The 21470-nt window shown below is 67.9% G+C and carries 20 protein-coding genes; 9 read left to right on the forward strand and 11 right to left on the reverse strand.

Annotated features, from left to right (window positions below):
- Window positions 1-27 precede the first annotated feature (27 nt).
- A complete protein-coding gene (topA, locus tag ABD729_RS06820) occupies window positions 28-2514 on the forward strand; it encodes a type I DNA topoisomerase (RefSeq protein ID WP_344709402.1) in 2487 nt (828 codons plus the stop codon).
- Here the strand turns inward: topA and ABD729_RS06825 are convergent.
- The 3 genes from ABD729_RS06825 to ABD729_RS06835 form a co-directional block, all read right to left on the reverse strand.
- Window positions 2501-3250: a HesA/MoeB/ThiF family protein gene (locus ABD729_RS06825; protein WP_344709404.1), complete on the reverse strand. Its 750-nt coding sequence runs from the start codon at window positions 3248-3250 to the stop codon at window positions 2501-2503. The genes topA and ABD729_RS06825 overlap by 14 nt on opposite strands.
- Before the next feature lie 82 nt (window positions 3251-3332).
- Window positions 3333-3770 (reverse strand): dUTP diphosphatase, encoded by a 438-nt coding sequence (gene dut / locus ABD729_RS06830; protein ID WP_344709405.1) that lies wholly within the window; start codon window positions 3768-3770, stop codon window positions 3333-3335.
- Window positions 3767-5002 (reverse strand): bifunctional phosphopantothenoylcysteine decarboxylase/phosphopantothenate synthase, encoded by a 1236-nt coding sequence (locus tag ABD729_RS06835; RefSeq protein WP_344709406.1) that lies wholly within the window; start codon window positions 5000-5002, stop codon window positions 3767-3769. The genes dut and ABD729_RS06835 overlap by 4 nt, the downstream gene beginning before the upstream one ends.
- Window positions 5003-5274: 272 nt before the next feature.
- Between ABD729_RS06835 and yghU the strand changes: the two genes are divergently transcribed.
- On the forward strand, window positions 5275-6111 hold the full coding sequence (gene yghU / locus ABD729_RS06840; protein ID WP_344709407.1) for a glutathione-dependent disulfide-bond oxidoreductase: 837 nt from the start codon (window positions 5275-5277) through the stop codon (window positions 6109-6111).
- Between the two features lie 79 nt (window positions 6112-6190).
- Entirely contained in the window at window positions 6191-8548 is a 2358-nt protein-coding gene (locus ABD729_RS06845; protein WP_344709408.1) for a DUF305 domain-containing protein, read from the forward strand.
- Between the two features lie 49 nt (window positions 8549-8597).
- Here ABD729_RS06845 and ABD729_RS06850 read toward each other — a convergent pair whose 3' ends face one another.
- Genes ABD729_RS06850 through ABD729_RS06860 form a run of 3 tightly spaced genes read right to left on the reverse strand, consistent with a single transcriptional unit; the run spans window position 8598 to window position 11490 of the window.
- On the reverse strand, window positions 8598-9161 hold the full coding sequence (locus ABD729_RS06850) for a hypothetical protein (protein ID WP_344709409.1): 564 nt from the start codon (window positions 9159-9161) through the stop codon (window positions 8598-8600).
- 47 nt (window positions 9162-9208) lie between these two features.
- Window positions 9209-10747, reverse strand: a complete 1539-nt coding sequence (gene ubiB / locus ABD729_RS06855; RefSeq protein ID WP_344709410.1) for a 2-polyprenylphenol 6-hydroxylase — start codon at window positions 10745-10747, stop codon at window positions 9209-9211.
- Window positions 10744-11490: a class I SAM-dependent methyltransferase gene (locus ABD729_RS06860; protein ID WP_344709411.1), complete on the reverse strand. Its 747-nt coding sequence runs from the start codon at window positions 11488-11490 to the stop codon at window positions 10744-10746. Before ABD729_RS06860 ends, ubiB begins: the two co-directional genes overlap by 4 nt.
- Window positions 11491-11686: 196 nt before the next feature.
- Here ABD729_RS06860 and mutM point away from each other — a divergent pair, with 196 nt between their 5' ends.
- The 3 genes from mutM (at window position 11687) to dnaA (ending at window position 14694) form a co-directional block, all read left to right on the forward strand.
- On the forward strand, window positions 11687-12493 hold the full coding sequence (mutM, locus tag ABD729_RS06865) for a bifunctional DNA-formamidopyrimidine glycosylase/DNA-(apurinic or apyrimidinic site) lyase (protein WP_344709412.1): 807 nt from the start codon (window positions 11687-11689) through the stop codon (window positions 12491-12493).
- A 130-nt stretch (window positions 12494-12623) separates the two neighbouring features.
- Entirely contained in the window at window positions 12624-12887 is a 264-nt protein-coding gene (gene rpsT / locus ABD729_RS06870) for a 30S ribosomal protein S20 (RefSeq protein WP_168068419.1), read from the forward strand.
- Window positions 12888-13245: 358 nt separating this feature from the next.
- Window positions 13246-14694, forward strand: coding sequence for a chromosomal replication initiator protein DnaA (gene dnaA / locus ABD729_RS06875; protein WP_344709413.1), 1449 nt, complete (start codon window positions 13246-13248; stop codon window positions 14692-14694).
- A gap of 13 nt (window positions 14695-14707) precedes the next feature.
- Here dnaA and ABD729_RS06880 read toward each other — a convergent pair whose 3' ends face one another.
- The gene (locus tag ABD729_RS06880; protein WP_344709414.1) at window positions 14708-14974 is read right to left on the reverse strand and encodes a hypothetical protein; all 267 of its coding nucleotides are present in this window, start codon (window positions 14972-14974) and stop codon (window positions 14708-14710) included.
- Between the two features lie 100 nt (window positions 14975-15074).
- On the reverse strand, window positions 15075-16241 hold the full coding sequence (locus ABD729_RS06885) for a glycosyltransferase family 4 protein (RefSeq protein WP_344709416.1): 1167 nt from the start codon (window positions 16239-16241) through the stop codon (window positions 15075-15077).
- A 178-nt stretch (window positions 16242-16419) separates the two neighbouring features.
- Here ABD729_RS06885 and ABD729_RS06890 point away from each other — a divergent pair, with 178 nt between their 5' ends.
- The 3 genes from ABD729_RS06890 to ABD729_RS06900 are packed head-to-tail and all read left to right on the forward strand — an operon-like array spanning window position 16420 to window position 17843.
- Entirely contained in the window at window positions 16420-16908 is a 489-nt protein-coding gene (locus ABD729_RS06890) for a DNA-deoxyinosine glycosylase (RefSeq protein ID WP_344709417.1), read from the forward strand.
- A gap of 31 nt (window positions 16909-16939) precedes the next feature.
- On the forward strand, window positions 16940-17230 hold the full coding sequence (locus tag ABD729_RS06895) for a hypothetical protein (protein WP_344709418.1): 291 nt from the start codon (window positions 16940-16942) through the stop codon (window positions 17228-17230).
- Between the two features lie 49 nt (window positions 17231-17279).
- A complete protein-coding gene (locus ABD729_RS06900; protein ID WP_344709419.1) occupies window positions 17280-17843 on the forward strand; it encodes a sterol desaturase family protein in 564 nt (187 codons plus the stop codon).
- On the opposite strand, the gene ABD729_RS06905 is transcribed toward ABD729_RS06900, so the two are convergent.
- Genes ABD729_RS06905 through crtY form a run of 3 tightly spaced genes read right to left on the reverse strand, consistent with a single transcriptional unit; the run spans window position 17832 to window position 21411 of the window.
- On the reverse strand, window positions 17832-18800 hold the full coding sequence (locus ABD729_RS06905; RefSeq protein ID WP_344709420.1) for a phytoene/squalene synthase family protein: 969 nt from the start codon (window positions 18798-18800) through the stop codon (window positions 17832-17834). The two genes, ABD729_RS06900 and ABD729_RS06905, sit on opposite strands and share 12 nt — an antisense overlap.
- Complete coding sequence (locus ABD729_RS06910) at window positions 18797-20275, reverse strand: phytoene desaturase (protein WP_344709421.1); 1479 nt, start codon at window positions 20273-20275, stop codon at window positions 18797-18799. Before ABD729_RS06910 ends, ABD729_RS06905 begins: the two co-directional genes overlap by 4 nt.
- Window positions 20272-21411 carry a lycopene beta-cyclase CrtY gene (gene crtY, locus ABD729_RS06915; protein WP_344709649.1) on the reverse strand — a complete coding sequence of 380 codons (1140 nt, stop codon included), beginning with the start codon at window positions 21409-21411 and terminating at the stop codon, window positions 20272-20274. Before crtY ends, ABD729_RS06910 begins: the two co-directional genes overlap by 4 nt.
- Window positions 21412-21470 lie beyond the last annotated feature (59 nt).

Genomic DNA, 21470 nt, shown 5'->3' on the forward strand with positions numbered 1-21470 from the left:
GCGTATACGTGAGGGAGTTCGGGTCCAGTGAAGCTTGTCGTTGTTGAATCGCCGGCCAAGGCCAAGACCATCGAGAAGTACCTGGGGCCGGGCCACAAGGTGTTGGCGAGCTATGGCCACGTCCGTGACCTGCCGCCCAAGGACGGGTCGGTGAACCCGGACGAGGATTTCGCGATGGACTGGGAGGTCTATGGCGACAAGGCCAAGCAGGTGAAGGCGATCGCCGATGCCGCCAAGGCGTCCGACACCTTGATCCTCGCGACCGACCCCGACCGCGAGGGCGAGGCGATCAGCTGGCACGTCCGCGAGCTGCTGGCCAAGCGCAAGGCGCTGCCCAAGGACGTGCGGCGGGTGACCTTCAATGCCATCACCAAGTCCGCGGTGCTGGAGGCGATGGCCGCCCCGCGCGAGCTCGATACCGACCTTATCGACGCCTATCGGGCGCGGCGCGCGCTGGATTATCTGGTCGGCTTCACCCTGTCGCCGATCCTTTGGCGCAAGCTGCCCGGCGCCAAGAGCGCGGGCCGGGTGCAGTCGGTCGCGCTGCGCCTGATCGTCGACCGCGAGGCCGAGATCGAGCGCTTCCGGGCGCAGGAATATTGGACCGTGTCGGCGCGCTTTGCGGCGTCCGGGCAGGAGTTCACCGCACGGCTGATCGAGCTCGATGGCAAGAAGCTCGACAAGCTGAGCCTTGGCGACAAGGGCTCGGCGACCGAGGCGAAGAAGGCGGTCGAGGCGGGCCATTTCGCGGTGGCGAGCGTCGAGACCAAGCCGTTCACCCGCAATCCGCCGCCGCCCTTCACCACCTCGACCCTGCAGCAGGAAGCGGCGCGCAAGCTCGGCTTTTCGGCCAGCCATACGATGCGGGTGGCGCAGCAGCTGTATGAGGACGGCCTCATCACATACATGCGGACCGACGGCGTGCAGATGGCCGGCGAGGCGATCAGCGCGGCGCGCAAGGCGGTGGCCGACCGGTTCGGCGCGCAGCACCTGCCCGACAAGCCGCGGGTCTATACCTCCAAGGCGAAGAATGCGCAGGAAGCCCACGAGGCGATCCGGCCGACCGACTTCAGCCGCGAACGCGCGGCGAGCGGCGATCATGGCCGGCTCTACGAACTGGTCCTGAACCGCGCGCTGGCGAGCCAGATGGCGGCGGCGCGGCTGGAGCGGACCACCGTCGAGCTGACCAGCGACCGGGCACGGCTCCGCGCAACGGGGCAGGTGACGCTCTTTCCGGGCTTCCTTGCGCTCTACGAGGAAGGACGCGATGAAAAGGCCGAGGACGAGGAGGGCGCCAAGATGCCGCACCTCGCCAAGGGCGACCGGCCCGAGAAGCTGGGCGTCGATGCGGTGCAGAGCTTCACCCAGCCGCCGCCGCGCTATTCGGAGGCGAGCCTGGTGAAAAGGCTGGAGGAGCTCGGCATCGGGCGGCCGTCGACCTATGCCGCGACGCTGCAGACGCTGAAGGACCGCGAATACGTCCGGCTGGAGAAGAACCGCTTCATCCCGGAAGAGAGCGGACGGCTGGTGACGGCCTTCCTCGAGCGCTTCTTCGAGAAATATGTCAGCTACGATTACACCGCCGAGCTCGAGGAGGAGCTGGACGACGTGTCGGGCGGGCGGCTCGAGTGGCTTAAGCTGCTCGAGGCCTTCTGGCGCGACTTCAAGCCCAAGGCGGGCGAGGTGATGGAGCAGAAGCCGTCGGAAGTGACGGCGGCGCTGGACGAGTTCCTGTCGCCCTGGCTGTTCCCCGAGAAGGCGGACGGCAGCGACCCGCGGCTGTGCCCCTTGTGCGGGACGGGACGGTTGAGCCTGCGTGGCGGCAAGTTCGGGGCGTTCGTCGCCTGTTCCAACTATCCCGACTGCAAGTTCACCCGCAAGTTCGGGCAGGGCGGCGAGGATGCGGGGTCGAGCGGCGAGCCAGCGGACCTTGGCGAGGGCATCCTGCTGAAGAGCGGGCGGTTCGGGCCTTATGTCGAGCAGGGCGACAAGCGCGCCTCGATCCCGAAGGACGTGCAGGTCGACCTCGACTGGGCGAAGAAGCTGCTGAGCCTGCCGCGCGAGATCGGAGCGCATCCCGAGACGGGCGAGATGATCACCGCGTCGATCGGGCGCTACGGGCCGTACTTGCAGCACCAGGGTAAATATGCCCGGCTGTCGAGCACGGCCGAAGTGTTCGAGACCGGGATGAACGCCGCGGTCGCCAAGCTGGCCGATGCGGCGAGCGGGGCCGGCCGTGGGCGCGGGGCGGCGCGCGAGCCGCTGGCGGTGCTGGGGGCTCACCCCGAGAGCGCCAAGGAGCTGAAGGTGATGGAAGGGCGGTTCGGGCCTTATGTCACCGACGGGACGACCCATGCGACCTTGCCCAAGTCGGCCGACCCCAAGGCGGTGACGCTGGACGAGGCGGTGGCGCTGATCGATGCCAAGGCCGCCAAGGGGCCGGCCAAGGGCAAGAAGAAGGCCCCGGCCAAGAAGAAGGCAGCCCCGAAGAAGGCGGCGGCTAAGAAGAAGTAGCGCCGCACGCCCGGCAGCCCGGGTCCGCGGCGATGCGGATCGGGCGCTGGGTGGCGGCAAGCCCGTCGATCAGGTGCACGGTGCCGGGAACGACGTCGCCGGCCTGCGCGAGGAACCGAAGCGCGAGGAGGGCGGCGAAGTTGCCGGCCAGCCCGGTCAGCGCGCCGGTGACCCCAAGCTCCGCGCAATTGTCGCAATCGTCGGTGTCGAAGGCGTCGCCGACGAAGCAGCGGTAGCAGGGACGGCCGGTGAACAGCCCGACCTGGCCCTGCCATTGCGCGGCGGCGGCGCTGAGGAGCGGGAGGCCGAGCGAGACGCAGGCATCGCTGACGCCGAGGCGGGTCGCAAAATTGTCGGTGCCATCGATGACGAGGTCGTGGTTGGCCAGCAGCGCAGCGGCGTTGGCAGGAGTGATCGCCTGTTCGACGCCCGCGACCTCGACAAAGGGGTTGAGCCGGCGGACGAACTGGGCGGCGAGTGCGGCCTTGGGTTCGCCGGCATCGCGCGAGCGGTAGATCGGCTGGCGGTGGAGGTTGGACAGGTCCGCATCATCGGGATCGATGATGGTGAGGCGGCCGATGCCCGCACCGGCAAGCGCGGGAATGACCGCAGCGCCGATGCCGCCGGCGCCGACCACCGCGACCTTTGACGCCTTGAGGCGCTGCTGGCCGGCCCCGCCAAGGTGCGGAAGCACGATCTGCCGCGCGTAGCGGGTGAGTTCTTCGTCGGAGAGCACTACTCAATCTTCCGTTCGTGCCGAGCGACGTCGAGGCACCGTTGCGCTGATGTCCCTCGAATTCGCTCGGGACAAACGAAACCTAGCGACCAGTCGAACCGAAGCCGCCTTCGCCGCGGACGGTTTGGTCGAGTTCGTCGACTTCTTCCCACTGGGCTTGCGTGACGGCGGCGGGGACGAGCTGGGCGATGCGTTCGCCGCGGCGGATCGGGAAGGGCTCGCTGCCGTGGTTGATCATGATGACCTTCAGTTCGCCGCGATAGTCGGCGTCGATGGTGCCGGGCGTGTTGGGAACGGTGATGCCGTGTTTCAGCGCGAGGCCCGAGCGGGGGCGGACCTGCACTTCATAGCCTTCGGGAATGGCGATCCGCAGCCCGGTGGCGACCGCATGGCGCTGGCCGGGCGCAAGGTCGAGGTCTTCGGCCGATACCACGTCCATGCCGGCGGCGTGGGCGGTGGCGTAGGCGGGAAGCGGCAGGCCTTCGCCGTGGGGCAGGCGGGTAATCTGGATGCGGATCATGCAAAGGTCTCGGCAATGCGAAGGAGGAGGGTGCGGGCGAGGGCTTTCTTGGAGCCTTGCCCGAGGTCCTCGACACCCGCGGCGGTGACGAGGTGGAGGTGGTTCGAAGCGCCGCCCATCACGTCGCCCGAGACGTCGTTGGCGACGATCCAGTCGGCCCGCTTGGCGGTGCGCTTGGCCCCGGCATTGGCGAGGAGGTCGTCGGTTTCGGCCGCGAAGCCGACCAGCAGGCGCGGTCGGTCGGGATGGGCGCCGAGGGTCGCGAGAATGTCGGGATTGGGCGCAAAGGCGAGTTGCGGCGGCCCGGCGCTCTTCTTGAGCTTGGTCGGGCTGGCCGCGACCTTCCAGTCGGCGACCGCGGCGACGAGGATGGCGGCATCGGCGGGAAGCGCGCTTTCCACCGCGGCGAGCATCTGGTCGGCGGTTTCGACATCGATGCGGGCGACGCCGGGCGGGGTGGCAAGGGCGACCGGGCCGGCGACGAGCGTCACCCGGGCGCCGAGCGCGGCGGCGGCGGCGGCGATGGCGAAACCCTGCTTGCCCGAGGAACGGTTGGCGATGACGCGGACCGGGTCGATCGGCTCGTGCGTCGGGCCGGCGGTGACGAGGATGTGCTTGCCTTCCAACCCGCCATTCGCCCCGGGCGACGTCGAGGGGCCCTTTGCCGGGCGTGCCTCGACTTCGCTCGGGGCGAATGGGATGGTTGGGGTGAGCGGAAGCTGCGCGAGGATTTCCGCCGGTTCGGGCAGGCGGCCGGGGCCATATTCGCCGCAGGCCATCGCGCCTTCGGTCGGTTCGATCACGGTGACGCCGCGGGCCCGCAGGGTGGCGACATTGGCGATCGTCGCGGCATGCTGCCACATTCGGACGTTCATCGCCGGGGCGGCGTAGACGGGCTTGTCGGTCGCGAGGAGCAGGGTGGTGGCGAGGTCGTCGGCGACGCCTGCCGCCATCCTGGCGAGAAGGTCGGCGGTCGCCGGGCAGACCAGCACCAGATCAGCCGCGCGGCTCAGCTGGATGTGGCCCATCTCGGTCTCGTCCTTGAGGTCCCACAGCGAGGTGTAGACCGGGCTTTCGGCCAGCGCGGCGAGCGTCATCGGGGTGACGAAATGCGCGCCGCCGGCAGTGAGGACGGGCGTCACCTCATGGCCGTAGCGGCGGGCGAGGCGGATCAGCTCGGCGGCCTTGAACGCCGCGATTCCGCCGCCGACGATAAGCAGGATCCGGGCCATCAGCGGTTACGAAGTTGTCGAAGTTGACGGGGTGCCGGGGGCCGGGCCGCGGCGAAGTTGTCGAAGTTGACGCTGTCAGCGCCTCCGCCGTGCGCTCCGTCTGCCGTGCCGTGAAGGCGGTGGCCGGGGAAAGAGGTAGCGCGTGCCCGCATCGTGCCGCGGCGATGCCACGGGAAGTCCTACATTGCTAGGCAGGAACATGGGAGTGACCCCTTGGCGGAGCGCCGGGCACCCCCATGTGGCGGCGACAAGGAACAGGGAGTTCACCCAAGATGACCGATTACGTGCCGCCCAAGGTATGGACCCCCAAGCCCGCCGAAGGGCGCTTCGCGGCGATCAACCGGCCGGTCGCCGGGGCGACCCACGAGAAGGAACTGCCGGTCGGGACCCATCCGCTGCAGCTCTACAGCCTCGGCACGCCCAACGGGCAGAAGGTTACCATCCTGCTCGAGGAGCTGCTGGCGGCGGGCCACGCCGGGGCGGAGTATGACGCGTGGCGGATCGACATCATGGAAGGCGATCAGTTCGGGTCGGGCTTCGTCGGGATCAATCCCAACAGCAAGATCCCCGCGCTGGTCGACCGGTCGGGCGGCGCGCCGAAGCGCCTGTTCGAAAGCGGCGCGATCCTGCTCTATCTTGCTGAGAAGTTCGAAGCGTTCCTGGGCGAGGAGCGGTCGGAGATGCTGAGCTGGCTGTTCTGGCAGATGGGATCGGCCCCGCTGCTGGGCGGCGGGTTCGGGCATTTCTTCGCTTATGCCCCGCGCAAGTTCGAATATGCGATCGACCGCTACACGATGGAAGTGAAGCGGCAGCTGTCGGTGCTCGACCAGCGGTTGGCGCAGAGCGAGTTCGTCGCCGGCCGCGAGTACAGCATCGCCGACATGGCGATTTTCCCCTGGTACGGATCGGTAGTGCGCGGGCGCATCTACGAGGGCGCGGACGAGTTCCTGAACGCGGCCGAATATACCAACGTCAAGCGCTGGGCCGACCAGTTGTGGGAGCGCCGTGCGGTCAAGCGCGGGTGGACGGTCAACCGCACCTATGGGCCCGAGAACGAGCAATTGGCCGAGCGGCACAGCGCGGCCGATCTCGACGCAATGGGCCTTTGACGGGGAGTTGAAGGCTCGCTCTTGGCAAGGGCGAAAGCGGCGCTAGGCTCCTCCCCAAGCAAACAGGGAGTTGAGCTTCATGCGATCGTCCGTTTTCGTCCTTGCCGCCATGCTGTCGACAACCGCGCTCGCGCAAGGGGCGCCGATCGTCCAGCCGGGAGCGCCGGGGCAGGCGAGCCGGACCATCGATTCGGTGACCGCGAGCAAGATCGCCGACACCAGCTTCTCGTCCTATGACGTCCGCTTCCTGCAGGACATGATCCCGCACCACGCGCAGGCGACGCAGATGACCGCGCTGGTCGCGGGACGGACCAACCGGCCCGAAATCCTGCAGATGGCCAAGCGCATCGACGCCACCCAGTCGGACGAGATGGCGTGGATGAAGAAGTGGCTTTCCGACCGCGCGCAGGCGACGACGAACGAACATGCCGCGCACATGATGATGGACGCGTCGCACATGACCCGGATGGGCATGGCGACCCCGGCGCAGCTGCAGGAGATGAGCGCCGCCAAGGGCATCGCGTTCGAACGCCTGTTCCTGACCCGGATGATCAGCCACCACGCCGGCGCGGTGCGGATGGCGAACGAGCTGACCGGCCGCGGCGGGACGGCGGCGGACCCTGGGCTCAATGCGTTCGTGGTCGACCTGGTCAAGGAGCAGCAGGAAGAGATCAAGCGGATGACCGCGCTGCTCGGCACGGTGTCGGAGGATCCGCGCACCGCGCTCAAGGCTGGGACCAGCGATGCGGGCCAGGCGATCAGGGGCCTCGCGCTGGTCGCATCCCTGCCCAAGCCGACCGGCTTCTTCGATCCCAGGAACCCCTACGACCTTCCGGCCGCGGCGCTGGTCAAAAAGGGCGAGAAGCCGCCCGAGGGCGCGGGACGATCGCCGCTGCTGAGCTTTGCGCAGACCGACATGGCGTTCCAGGGCGATGTGCTGGCGACGGGCAACTACCACGGCTTCAACCTTTACCGGGTGAGCCCCAATGGCGGGGCACCAACGCTGGTCAGCTCGACCATCTGCCCGGGCGGCCAGGGCGACCTGTCGATCGTCGGCAACCTCCTCATCATGTCGGTTGAGCAGGGTCGCGGGCGGCTCGATTGCGGGCGGCAAGGCGTGCAGGAAGCGGTCAGCCCCGAACGCTTCCGCGGCATCCGCATCTTCGATATCTCCAATCTCCAGCAGCCGCGCCAGGTAGGCGCGGTGCAGACCTGCCGCGGCAGCCATACCCACAGCGTGGTGTCGGGGCCGGGCCGCGACGGCAAGATCATCGTCTATGTGTCGGGCACCGCGGGGGTGCGTTCCGCGCAGGAAATCCCGAGCTGCATCGCAGACCCGGGCTCGATGCAGTCGGCGCTGTTCTCGATCGACGTGATCGAGATCCCGGTCGCCAACCCGGCGGCATCGCGGATCATCGACCGCCCGCGGGTGTTCGCCGACCCGGCGAGCGGGAGCATTTCGGGCCTGTGGGCGGGCGGATCGCACGGCGACGGGACGCAGGACACCGCGCAGACCGACCAGTGCCACGACATCACCGTCTTCCCGAGCGCGAAGATCGCCGCGGGCGCCTGTTCGGGCAACGGAATCCTCCTCGACATCAGCAATCCGGCCAAGCCCAAGCGGATCGACCAGGTGATCGACCCGACCTTCGCCTACTGGCATTCGGCGACCTTCAACAATGACGGCACCAAGGTGCTGTTCACCGATGAATGGGGCGGCGGCGGGCGGCCGCGCTGCCTGGTCAGCGATCCCACCAACTGGGGCGCCAACGCGATCTACGACATCGAGGGCGGGCGGCTTCGGTTCCGCAACCACTACAAGCTGCCGGCGGCACAGACGAGCCAGGAGAATTGCGTCGCGCACAACGGGTCGATCATCCCGGTCCCGGGCCGCGACCTGTTCGTCCAGGCCTGGTACCAGGGCGGCATCTCGATCAGCGATTTCACCGACAGCAGCCGGCCGACCGAGATCGGCTATTTCGACCGCGGGCCGGTCTACAAGGACGAGCTGGTGATGGGCGGCTTCTGGTCGGCTTATTACTACAAGGGCCGGATCTACGGGACCGAGATCGCGCGCGGGCTGGACGTGCTGGCGCTGCAGCCGTCGGCCCAGCTCAGCCAGAACGAGATCGCGGCGGCGGCGCTGGCGGTCTATCCCGAGAACCGCTTCAACCCGCAGCAGCAGGCGCCGGTGAGCTGGCCCGCGGTGCCGGTGGTGGCGGCGGCCTATGTCGACCAGCTGGAGCGTTCGGGCAGCCTTCCGGCCGCGACCATCGCTCAGCTTCGCGCCGGGCTTGCGGCCAAGCAGCCGGCGCGGCTGCGGCAGCTGGCGAGCGGGCTGGCGATGCCGGCCGACCCGATCGCCGCCAAGCGCGTCGCGGCGCTGAAGGACGTGCTGAGCCGGATGGGCAGCGGGTCGCGGGTCGCTTCGCGCTGACCATTGCCAGGAGGAGATGGCGGCCGGGGTGCCGCCGTCTCCCCGAGGCTCAGGCCTTGATGGTGAGCAGCATCGTCGGGATGCCGTAGACGACGAGCACGAACAGCAGGGCGGCGATGTGGACCCAGCGGCGGCGGGTCCAGATGAGCAGGCCGTAGATGGCCGGCCCGATCACCACGCCTTGGAGATATTCCATCCAGTCGCGGCCGCCGGCGAGGAGGTTGTTCAGGGCGAACAGCCACAGGCCGACGATCATCGCCCCGTAGCTAAGCCGGCGGGTGTCGTAATAATAAGTTTTGAGATCGACCTCCCCCTCGCCGATGAGGTCGCCTTCGGGAAGGCAGCTGGCGGCGGCGAAGTAGAGGGTCATCAGCCGCAGGATGGTCAACGAGGCCGAGGCGTAGACGAGCTCGGTGATGTGACGCAGATACCATTGGTCGAGCCAGACCTGCAGCGTGATCACCGTGATCAGCAGCGCCTGGAGCAGTGGTTCGGGCGCCCAGCGCACCCGCCGCGCGGCCAGCGCCAGCCGGTGCAGGCTGGCGGCGATGTTGGTGAGAGCAAGGCCCAGGATCACCGAGCTCAGCGCGAACAGCATTTCGAACAGCGACATGGGGCCGCAGCGTGCGACGGGGCCGCCGACCCGTCAATCGGCCGGGTTCAGCCGAGGAAGTAGAGCGCCGCCGCGCCGACACCGGCGCCGAGCAGCGCGACGAGGAGGTCGCGCCAGCCGGCCCGTGGCAGCTGCCTCACGTCGACTTCCAGCTCGGGAAGCTCGGGCGGGGCGCCGCCGGGGGCGGGGTAATAATGGTCGATGCGGTCGATGAGGTCGGGGAGCTTCTCGAGGCTGCGCTTCCACTGCACCAGCCGGTCGGCGAGCGCGGCTTCGGGGCCGAGTTCGGAGCGGATCCATTCGCGCAGGAAGGGTTCGGCCGATTCCCACATGTTGATGTCGGGATCGAGGAAGGTCGCGACGCCTTCTTCCATCACCATCGTCTTTTGCAGCAGCAGGAGGTGCGGCTGGGTCGGCATGTCGAAGTCGCGGGTGATCGAGAACAGGCCTTCGAGCATCCGCCCGACGCTGATGTCCTTGACCGGAAGGCCGCGGATCGGCTCGCCCACCGCCCGGAGCGCGGTCGCGAACTCCTCCGCGTTATGATGCGGCGGGACGTACTGCGCTTCGAAATGGATGTCGGCGACGCGGCCGTAATTACCGGTGATGAGGCCGTAGAGGATTTCCGCCAACCAGCGCCGGGCGCGGCGGTCGATGCGGCCCATGATCCCGAAATCGATCGCGGCGAGGCGGCCGTCGGGGAGCGCGAACAGATTGCCCTGGTGAAGGTCGGCGTGGAAGAAACCGTCGATCACCGCCTGGCGCAGGAAGGCTTTCACGAGGATGTTGGCGAGCGCGCGGGGGTCGTGCCCGGCCTCGAGCAGCAGGTCGCGCTTGGAGAGCTTGATGCCGTCGAGCCATTCGAGCGTCAGGACTCGGCGGGCGGTGCGGCGCCAGTCGATCTCGGGGACGTAGAAGCCGGCTTCGGCGACCATGTTCTCCTTCAGTTCGGAGGCCGAGGCGGCCTCGCGCTGGAGGTCGAGTTCGCGCCGGGTCCACTGGCGAAAGTGGGCGATGACGGTCTTGGGGCGGAGGCGGCGGACCTCGTCGCCGGCGTGCGCTTCGAGATGGGCGGCGGCCCATTCGTAGGTTTCGAGCGCTTCGGCGAAGGTTTCCTCGATGCCGGGGCGAAGGACCTTGACCGCGACTTCGCGGCCTTCGGTGGTGACCGCGCGGTGGACCTGGGCGATCGAGGCGGCGCCGACCGGGGTCTCGTCGAACTGGCTGAACAGGCTCTCGAGCGGGGCTTCGAGCGCCTGTTCGATCGCCTTGCGGATCAGCGGAAAGGGTGCGGGCGGGAGCGAATCCTGAAGCGCGAAGAGATTGTGCGCGGCCTTTTCCCCGACGAGGTCGGGACGGGTGGCGAGCGCCTGGCCGAACTTGATCGCGGCGGGGCCGAGCTGTTCGAGCGCAGCGGCATAGTCGGGCTCGGCGGGCTGCCTGAGACCGAACCGGGCGAGCTTGACGATGCGGCGCGCGAAGGGCGGGGTGAGGGGATCGCGTTCGATCCCCTGCAGCGCGCCGTAGCGGGCGAGCGTGCGGCCCCAGCGCAGGATGCGCAGGAGGTGGGTAAGCGAAGAACTCAAGCCTTCCACCCCGACCAGATGCAGACGAGGCCGCCCATCAGCGTTTCGGTACGGGTGCGGGTGAAGCCCGCTTCGCCGATCATCCGTTCGAAATCATAGGGCTTTGGAAAGCGGCGGATGCTTTCGACGAGGTAGCGGTAGCTCGCCTCGTCGTTGGTGACCGCCTTGCCGATCTTGGGGATCGCCTTGTCGGCCCACAGGTCATAGGCCTCGCCGAAGCCCGGCCAGTCGCTGGTCGAGAATTCGAGCACGAACAGGCGGCCGCCGAACTTCAGCACGCGGTGGGCTTCGCGCAGCGCCTTGGGGATGTCGGTGACGTTCCGGATACCGAAGGCGATGGTGTAGGCATCGAAGCTGCGATCGGCGAAGCCCAGGGTTTCGGCGTTCTGGACCGACCAGGTGAGCCCTTCGATGCCGCGCTTTTCCGCCCGCTCGGCACCGACGCCGAGCATGTCGGCGTTGATGTCGCTGACGGTGACCGCGGCGCCGCGCTTGGCCATGCGGAAGGCGATGTCCCCGGTGCCGCCGGCCATGTCGAGGATATGTTCGTGCGGCTGCGGCTTCACGCGGGAGACGAAGCGGTCCTTCCACAGCCGGTGCATGCCCGCGCTCATGAGGTCGTTCATGAGGTCGTAGCGGCGGGCGACCGAGGAGAAGACCTCGCCCACCTTGCGGGTCTTTTCTTCCGGACTGACGAGCTGGTCGCCGAAATTGACGGTCTGCGGACGTTGTTGGTCGGACATGGGGGAGGGCTCTAGCGGGCCGAGGACGCGTTTGCGAGCGGGCCCTTCGACTACGCGCTTCGCCCTCCGCTCAGGACCAGCGAAAAAGGGGTGCGTTCGTCATTGCGAGCGGCGAAGCCGCGCGGCAATGCAGTCCTTCGAGGTGCGGTGAAATGGATTGCTTCGTCGCCGCGCTCCTCGCAATGACGACATCGAGATGCCCGAGCTTCCCGAAGTCGAGACCACCGTGCGCGGCCTGGCCCGCGTGCTGGACGGTCGCCGCCTGACGCGGGTCGAGGCGCGCCGCGCAGACTTGCGCCGCGCGTTTCCCGAGGACCTCGGCCAGCGGCTGACGGGGGCGGTCGTCACCGGTCTCGGGCGGCGGGCCAAATATGGGCTAATCCATACCGACCGCGACGACACGATGGTGTTCCACCTCGGCATGAGCGGGCGGTGGCGGATCGATCCGAGCGCGGAGGAGCCGCACGATCACCTGGCGATCGAGACCGACGACGGGCACCGGCTGGTGCTGAACGACCCGCGGCGGTTCGGGAGCGTCGATCTGGTGAGGACGGCCGAGCTTGGCGAGTGGGGACCGTTCAAGGCGCTCGGCCCCGAGCCGTTCGACCTGACCGCCAAGGAACTGAAGCGGCGGCTGGAGGGGCGAAGCGCGGCGATCAAGCTGATGCTGCTCGACCAGAATATCGTCGCGGGGCTGGGCAACATCTATGTCTGCGAGGCGCTGTTCCGGGCCGGGATCAACCCCAGGCGGGCGGCAGGCAAGGTCAGCCTCGAGCGGCTGAAGCGGCTGGTGCCCTCGATCCATGCAGTGCTGGCCGAGGCGATCGAGGCGGGGGGATCGACCCTGCGCGATTATGCCCAGCCCGACGGCGAGCTTGGCTATTTCAGCAAGAGCTTCGCGGTCTATGACCGGGAAGGCGAGCCCTGCCCGTGCGGCGGAACGGTGAAACGCTTCGCGCAGGGCGGACGGTCGACCTGGTATTGCCCCGCCTGTCAGCGCTGAGGCGAGGCCGCCAGCGCTTGTGAGTTGACCATGCAGGGCCGCTGCGTTAGGGGAGCGCCCAATCGGTGCGTGCCGCCAGTGGCCGCGCCGCTTTTCTTTTTGTCAGCATCACTAGGGAACCGAGCCAGCCATGGCGAACACGCCGCAAGCCAAGAAGCGCATCCGCCGCAACACCCGCCGCGCCGAAATCAACGGCGCGCGCGTCAGCCGTATCCGGACCTTCATCAAGGCCGTCGAATCGGCGCTGCTGGCAGGCGACAAGGGCGCGGCGTCCGAAGCCCTCAAGCAGGCCCAGCCGGAGCTGGCCCGCGGAGTCGCCCGCGGCGTGCTTCACAAGAACACCGCTTCGCGCAAGTTCTCGCGCCTGACGAAGCGGGTTTCGTCGCTCGGTTAAGACACTTCAGCGTGTCCAGTTTCTGAAAGGCCGCCGGATGCGAATCCGGCGGCCTTTTTCGTTACGGACGAAAAACTGTTTTGTTACTGCGATTCGCGCGACGCCTCTGCTGACGGACGTCAAAAAAATGGCGGAAAACCGCCGCTAATCGCGCTTCCCCTCACAGATGCCTGTCAAGCGCATTTATTTCACTCTTGTGAAAAAAGTGCAGTTGTCAGGTGGCCTCGGGATGCTCCAAAAAACCCCTCCGGCAGTGATTCCACTGGGGGGATCCACGCGAGGCAAGGAACCGGCGCGTCGACTATGGTCGGCGCGGTCGCTTTCCCTTGCCTGCGGCGCGATCACTGACGGCGCGGACATGATGGAGGCTCGGGGCGACGTGAAGGCGGATGGTACGAACTTGGCGACGGGACAGGGTGGTGGCGCGGAGCTGGCCGAGGCCGGTGATAGCTCGCCGCTGACTGCCGCGTGGGCCGCGATTCGCACCGGCCTTCGCCGTGATTGCGGCGCGCGCACTTTCGACGGCTGGCTGAAGCCCGCCGAGCTGGGCGACTTCGATCCCGATTCGGGCAGCCTCGAGCTGATCATGCCGAGCCAGTTCATGGCCGACTGGGTGCGCGGGCATTTCGGCGAGCGGTTGCAGCTCGCCTGGCGGACCACGCTGCCGATCGTCCGCGACGTGCGGATTGTCGCCTGCGAGGGCGGGCCGAGGCCGGCGCCGCTGCTGATCCTCGACGAGGAGCCGCTTCCGGTGGAGCGCAAGGCCGCCGAAGCCGCCCACCCGCGGCCGGCGTTCGATCCGCGCTACAGCTTCGCGAGCTTTGTCGTCGGCAAGGCGAACGAGGTTGCGGCGACCGCCGCGAGGACGCTTGCGGAAGCGCCGACGGTCACTTTCAATCCGCTGTTCCTCCACGGCGGCACCGGGCGCGGCAAGACCCACCTGCTGCACGCGCTGGGCCAGCGCTTCCTCGACCTCAATCCCGGCGCGCAGGTCGTGATGATGAGCGCCGAGAAGTTCATGGTCGAGTTCGTCCGCGCGATCCGCGAGAACGACACGATCGGCTTCAAGCAGCGGCTTCGCAGCGCCGACCTGCTGCTGATCGACGACGTCCAGTTCATCGCGGGCAAGGAATCGACGCAGGAAGAATTCTTCCACACGATGAACGAGATCATCAATGCCGGTAAGCGGCTGGTGATCACCTCGGACCGCGCGCCGCAGGACCTGGACGGGATCGCCCCGCGCATCCTGTCGCGCCTGAGCTGGGGGCTGGTCGCCGACATCAATGCGGCCGACCTCGAGCTTCGCTACAATATCCTGCTGGCCAAGCTGGCGCTGCTGCCGGGCATTTCGATGCCCGACAATGTGGTCGATTTCCTGGCGCGGCGGCTGACCAATTCGATCCGCGAGCTCGAAGGGGCGCTCAACCGGATCGGCGCCTATGCGCTGATGACGGGGCGCACGATCGACCTCGCGTTCGTCGAGGAAGTGCTGGCGAACGTCCTGCGCGCCAACCAGCGCCGGATCAGCATCGACGAGATCCAGACCCGTGTCGCCGACCATTATTGCATCCGCAAGGCCGAGATGGTGTCGGCTCGGCGCGCGCGCGAAGTCGCCCGCCCGCGGCAGGTGGCGATGTACCTGTCCAAGCAGCTGACGCCAAAGTCGCTGCCCGACATCGGCCGCCGCTTCGGTGGGCGCGACCATACGACGGTGATCCATGCCGTGAAGCAGATCGAGAAGCTGCGTGCCAGCGATCCCGATATCGATGCGGCGATCCGCCTGCTGACCCGCCAGCTCGAAGGCTGAGGCTGGGCCCGCGCTAGGCGAGCCAGCGATCGGGCAGCTGCGCAAGCCGCAGGACGAGCGCGATGGCGGGAACGGCCGCCCAGCCGAAGAACATGCTGAGGATCATGGTCCAGCCAAAGCCCTCGGCCGCGCGGACGCTGGGTCCGCCAAGCGCCAGGAAAAGACCGATATACCAGAGGGCGGCGGCGCAGCCGGCCTGTGCCCAGCTGGCGCCGATGACGAATTTCGCGAGCAGCGCCGGAACGACGAAGATCCAGCCAAGCAGCAGCCAGTTACCCATGGTTTCGCCCTCTCCCCCGACCGAGGGACAAGGGTCTAGCCCACAAGTCTGAAGATCGGTTGAAGCTCGGGAAGCTACGCCTTGGGAGCGCGGCGAGGGTTCAGCCCTTGATGCGGTGGAGGCGTTCGCGGCGTTCGATCGCGCGGGCGTAGGTCTTGAGTACCGCGCCGTTGATGACGTCCCAATCCTGGGTCTTGGCAAAGGCGAGCCCGGCGGCGCCGTGGCGGGCGCGAAGGTCGGGATCCGCACCGTAGGCGGCGATGGCGGCGGCAAGGGCGGGGATATCGCCCGGTTCGGCGAGGGTGCCCGTTTCCCCGTCACGGACGAGATTGGTCGCGCCGGTCGCGGCGGCGGCCACCACCGGCATGGCGCAGGCCATGGCTTCGAGCGTGACGTTGCCGAAGGTTTCGGTGATCGAGGGATTGAGGAAGATGTCGGCGCTGGCGAGGGCGCGGGCGAGGTCGGGACCTTCCTGGTGGCCGACGAAGACACCGTCGGGCAGCGCCTTTTCGAACCACGGGCGGGCAGGGCCTTCACCGATGATCAGCACGCGGTGCGGCACGTTGGCGGCGACCAGTTCGTCATGGACGGCGGCGAATACGTCGAGGCCTTTTTCCATGACGATCCGGCCGAGGAAGGCGACCACCAGTTCGTCATCGCCGATGCCAAGGCTGCGGCGCCATTCGAGGCTTCGGCGTTCGGGGTTGAACTGGGTGCGGTCGACGCCGCGCGACCAGATGGCGATGTTGCGGTTCATCCGCTGGGCGCGGAGCACGGCGGCGGTGGATTCGGCCGGGACCAGCAGCGCGTCGCAGCGCAGGTATAGCCGGCGCAGCAGCGCCCGGACGCTCGGTTCGAGCAGTTCGAGGTGGTAATAGGCAAGATAGGTTTCGAACCGGGTATGGACCGAGGCGACCGCCGGGATCTTGCGCGCGCGGGCCCAGCTCACCGCCCGGTGCGAACTGATGTCGGGGCTGGCGATATGGACGATGTTGGGCGCGAACTCCTCCAAATCCTTGCGGACCGCGCGGGTGAGGCCGAGCGGGATGCGATATTCGGGCCGGCCGGGCGCGGGGATCGAGGGCAGCGAGACGAGGTCCCCGGTCGGCGCAAAGGCGGGATAGGGCACGGTCGGCGAATAAATGCGGACCTTGCAGCCCTGGCGCAGCAGGAAGCCGACCAGCCGGTTCAACGCCTGGTTCGCGCCATCCCGCACATAATTGTAATTGCCCGAGACAAGGGCGATGCGAAGGTCCTCGGGAGCCATGGGGCCCTTTAACGAAGCGTGGTGGGTTTCGTCCAATCACGGCTGCTGCGGGTCAGCAGAAGCGCGAGCAGGCCAAGGACGGCAAGGTGGAAGGGACGGGGCATCTTCCCCAACCTTGTCATTGCGAGCGTAGCGAAGCAATCCAGCGCGTGATGTGGATTGCTTCGCAGCGCTTGCAATGACGAAGAAGCTGGGGTTGCCGCCGATCATGCGCGCCGATGCCCGGCTGCTGGTGCTCGGCAGCCTGCCGGGCGAAGCGTCCCTCAAGGCGGCGCGTTATTATGCGCACCCCCAGAACCAGTTCTGGCGGCTGCTTGGCGAGGCGCTGGGCGAACCCTTGGCTGCGCTGGATTATGCGCAGCGGGTCGAGCGGCTGCTGACGCGCAGGATCGCGCTGTGGGACGTTATCCATGCGGCGCGGCGCGAGGGGAGCCTCGACCAGGCGATCAGCGAAGTAGAGGAACGCGACCTGCGCGGGTTCGTCGCCGGGCTGCCCGAGCTTCGGGCGGTGGCGTTCAATGGGGCAACGGCGGCAAAGATCGGGCGCAGGGCGCTCAAGGGAACGGGGCTGGAACTGATCGACTTGCCGTCGTCGAGCCCTGCCTACACGCTGCCGTTCGCCGGGAAGGCAGGGCGCTGGAGCGCGCTCAAAGCCTTTCTCGATTGACGGGGGCGCGCAGCTTTTCTCTAAGCAGGGCATGGCTGACGAGGCAGAAGAGACCGAGGGCGAAGAGCGGACCCAATTGTCGATGGTGGACGAGGCGCTGGTCGCCGGGACCATCGCCAATACCAACGGGCTGCTGGTGATCCTGGCCAAGCTGGTCGCGCGCGGGGTGTTCGACGAAAGCGACCTCAAGGCCTTCAGCGACAGCTATTCCAAGCCGCTCGACCATGAAGGCATGCGCGAGAACGAGCTGGTCAGCCAGATGCAGGACCAGATGGAAAGCACGCTGGCCGAACTGATGCGGTTCATCGCCGAACGGGGCTAGGACGATTGGTCCGGGTGACGCCCGGTCGCCGGCCCCCTATATCGCGCCCATGACCTGGCTTGCCGGCCTTTTCCTGTTCGCCGCCACCGTCCTCGTGATGGAGGGTTTCGCGTACGTCCTGCACCGCTTCGTGATGCATTCGAAGTGGGGCTGGGCGTGGCACGAAAGCCATCACCGCGAGCGCGACGGCTGGTTCGAGCGCAACGACCTTTACGCCGTGGTGTTCGCGCTGCCGTCGATCCTGCTGATCTGGGGCGGATTGAACGGCGGGTGGGGCGACTGGGCGACGTGGACCGGTGCCGGGGTCGCCTTCTATGGCGTGATCTATTTCGGTTTCCACGATGTCATCGTGCATGGCCGCCTGCCGCACCGGATCGTCCCGCGATCGACCTATTTCAAGCGGATCGTGCAGGCCCACAAGCTGCATCACGCGGTTGAAAGCCGCGACGGGGCGGTCAGCTATGGCTTCCTTTACGCGCCCCCGGTGGACGCGCTGAAGCAGGCGCTCAAACGCAGTGCGGCGGCGCGAGTGAGGGCCGCGAAGGGTCTTTCCAAGTCCGTCGTCCCGGCGGAGGCCCGGACCTCTGACGGTGGAAGCGCCTTAGTCGACTAAGGCCCCGGCCTTTGCCGGGGCGACGGCATTCGGGCGGGTCCACAGCCCGCTCCTCGGAACGGGCCTGACCGGCCACAGCGCCTCCCAGAAGGCTTCCATCACCAACGCGGCCTTTTCGGCCTTCGACGTGCTGATCCGCTGGTCCCAGGCGCGGGGGCCGAGGGCGGCGGCGCGGGTGGCGATTTCCCCGTAGATGCCGCTAGCCGAGAGCACCGCCCAGCGGCTGCGGAAGGGCAGGCGGGCAGCGCCGATGCGGGCCGAGCGGCGGTATTCATCGGCCATGGTCGCGAGGCGGTGCGCGAGGCGGGCGAGGGCGGGACGGTGCTGCGGCGCGGCGAGGTCGGCATCGGCGAGGCCTTCTGCCTCCAGCCAGTCTGAGGGAAGATAGACCCGGCCGACGCGGGCATCCTCGACGATGTCGCGGGCGATGTTGGCGAGCTGGAAGGCAATGCCGAGGTCGGCGGCGCGGTCGAGCGTGTCCGTATCGGCTGGATCGACCCCCATAACGTGGGCCATCATCACCCCGACCGCGCCCGCGACCTGGTAGCAATAGGACAGGAGATCGTCGGTAATGCGCGGCCGCCAGCCCGCCGCGTCGCGTTCGAACCCGGCGAGATGGTCGGCGGCGATCGCCTGCGGGATGGCGCAGTCGGCGGCGACGACGCGGAGCGCCTCGAACGGGAGGAGGCCGGTTTCCTCGCCTGCGAAGGCGGCGGCCGTCTTTTCCTGGAGGAAGGCGATGCGCGCGGCGGGGTCGGCGACGCGTTCGGCGTCGTGGCCGAGGGTCTGGCCGTCGGTGATGTCGTCGCAGGCGCGGCACCAGCTGTAGAGCAGCCAGCTGCGTTCGCGGGTGGGAAGGTCGAACAGCTGGCTGGCGAAGCGAAAGCTCTTGGAGCCCGCGGAGATGCTCTCCAGCGCGCCCTGAACCAGCCTTGCCCGCTCCTCGACCGTGATCACGCCAGCATCAGTCCCGCGGTTGCCTCTGCGCTGCCGACGACGCCCGGGATGCCGGCGCCCGGATGCGTGCCCGCGCCGACGAAGTACAGGTTGCGGAGCTTGTCGTCACGGTTGTGGGTGCGGAACCAGGCCGATTGCCACAGCACCGGTTCGAGGCTGAACGCGCTGCCGAGATGGGCCGCGAGGTCGGTCGAGAAGTCGGCCGGCGTGTAATGGAAGATGGTGCGGATGCGCGAGCGGATGTCGGGGATCAGGCGCTCCTCCAGCGTGTCGAGCACGACTTCCTGATATTTTGGCCCTTCGACCGCCCAGTCGACATCGGCGCGGGCGGCGTTGGGGACGGGGGCGAGCGCATAGAAGGTCGAGCAGCCGGGAGGCGCCATCGACGGGTCGGTGATGGTCGGATGGTGGAGGTAAAGCGCCGGGTCGGTGGCGAGCTTGCCGGTCTTGTAGATGTCGTTGACGAGGCCGCCGTAGCGCGGCCCGAACAGGATGGTGTGATGGGCGATGTCTGAGGTGCCTTCGAGCCCGAAGTGGAGCACGAACAGGCCGGGCGAGAAGCGCTTGCGCTTGAGGGCGCGGACCTGTTGCGGGCCGCGGCTGGAGCCCTCGATCAGGCCGTAGCTGTGCACCACGTCACCGTTGGAGGCGACCGCGTCGGCGGTGGCGCTCCAGCCCGAGGCGGTGCGGACGCCGGTGACGCGGTCGTTCTCAGCCGTAATGGCAGTGACCGGGTCGCCAAGGCGGATGATGCCGCCGATCCGTTCGAAATGGCGGACCATGCCGGCGATCAGCTGGTTGGTGCCGCCCTTGGCGAACCATACGCCGCCATCGCGCTCGAGCTTGTGGATGAGGGCGTAGATCGACGAGCAGGTCATTGGATTGCCGCCGACCAGCAGGGTGTGGAAGGAGAGCGCCTGGCGCAGGTGCTCGTCCTGCACGAAGCTCGACACGATCGAATAGACCGAGCGCCAGGCCTGGTATTTGGCCAGCGCGGGCGCGGCCTTCAGCATGTCGCCGATGCTTTCGAACGCCTTGGTGCCGAGCTTGACGTAGCCTTCGTTGAAGACCCCCGCGCTGTAGGCGAGGAAGCGCTGGTAGCCGGCCCAGTCGTCGGGATTGAGCGCGTCCATTGCGGCTTTCAATTCGACGTCGTCGTTGGTGTAGTCGAACACCGTCCCGTCGGGCCAGCTGAGCCGATAGAAGGGCTTTACCGGGACGAGCTCGACATCCTGAGCCATGTCATGGCCGCTGAGCTTCCACAGCCGCTGGAGGCAATCGGGATCGGTGATGACGGTGGGCCCCGCATCGAACACGTGGCCGTCCTTTTCCCACACATAGGCGCGGCCACCCGGGCGGTCGCGGGCTTCGACGATGGTCGTCTGGACGCCTGCCGACTGGAGGCGGATGGCCAGCGCGAGGCCGCCGAAACCGGCGCCGATGACGATCGCGCTCTTGTAGGGGGAAGTGGTCACAGACTGTCCTTCAACACGCGAAGCGCCCGGAAGAAGGGCACGGGGGGTTTGCCGGACAGCACGCGCGCCTTGTCCAGCCCCGTGCTGGTCCCCGCATAGAAGCGTGCGATCAAGGGGCCGGAAAGGCGGTAGAAGCGCTCCAGCACGAGGTAACGCTGATGGGGGTCGGCGGCGTGGAACAGCAAGGCGGTGAGCAGGCGGTAGAAGGCGCCGCGCTTCCAGTGGCGGCGGGCGCGGGCGCGGGTGGCCGCGCCGAGCCGGCCGTCGAGCGGGGCCTTATCGGCCAGCCAGACGGCGAAGCGGACGGCGTCGGGCAGCGAATAGCTGGTCAGCGGGTGGAAGAAGCCGCCGCGGGCGCCGGCGCGGGCGACGGGGTCGTGCTTCGGCCACAAGCGGTCGAAGTCGCCGCCGGTGACGACGGGAAGGGCGCCCTGTTCCTCGCGGGAGCGGGAAGCCACCTGCCAGCCGCGGGCAGCGGCATAATCGCCGATGCGGGTCGCCAGCAGGTCGTGGTCGATCTCGGGCCCGTCGGAATAATAGGTGTCCTCGACGAACAGCTCGGTCGGGGAAAAGGGCAGGCAATAGACGAAGCGGTAGCCGTCATGCTGCTCGACCGTCGCGTCCATCACAATGGGGTGGGCGAGGCCGTGGCCCTGGGGGATGGTGAGGAGCTGGCCGACGAACTTCTGCCAGCCAAGCTCCAGCCCCTCGGCCTTGCCGCCGCGGGCGTCGAGCACGGCGGGGGCTTCGATCCGCCGGCCATCGGCGAGGAGGACGTGGGTGGGGCCAAGACTTGTCACCTCGGCCTGCATGATCTCGTCGGGTGCAAGCGCCGCGCGGACGGCCCGGTCGAGCGCTTCGCTCTCAATCGTCTGGTAGACCTGGTCGAGATGGCGGCGGTGGGCGGGAAACAGGACTTCGTAGGCAGGCCAGCGGTGGCCGACCAGCGGATCGGTCAGCCAGCGGTTGCCCGGCGCGACGTCGCTTTCGAAGAAGGACCACAGGTGGTTGCCACCGATGCTGCTTCCCGGTTCGACCAGCAGCAGCCTGACGTCCGGCCTTCGGCGGCGGAGCGCAAGTGCGCTGAGACCACCGGCAAGCCCGCCGCCAACGATTACCAGGTCGAGAGCTCGCATCTTCATTCGTTGCCTTAGCGGCACGGATCGGCGCTGGCGACCCCGGCCAAGGTCCGTTA

Origin of the sequence: Sphingomonas humi, from assembly GCF_039536725.1 — a bacterium.
Classification (GTDB): Bacteria; Pseudomonadota; Alphaproteobacteria; order Sphingomonadales; family Sphingomonadaceae; genus Sphingomicrobium; species Sphingomicrobium humi.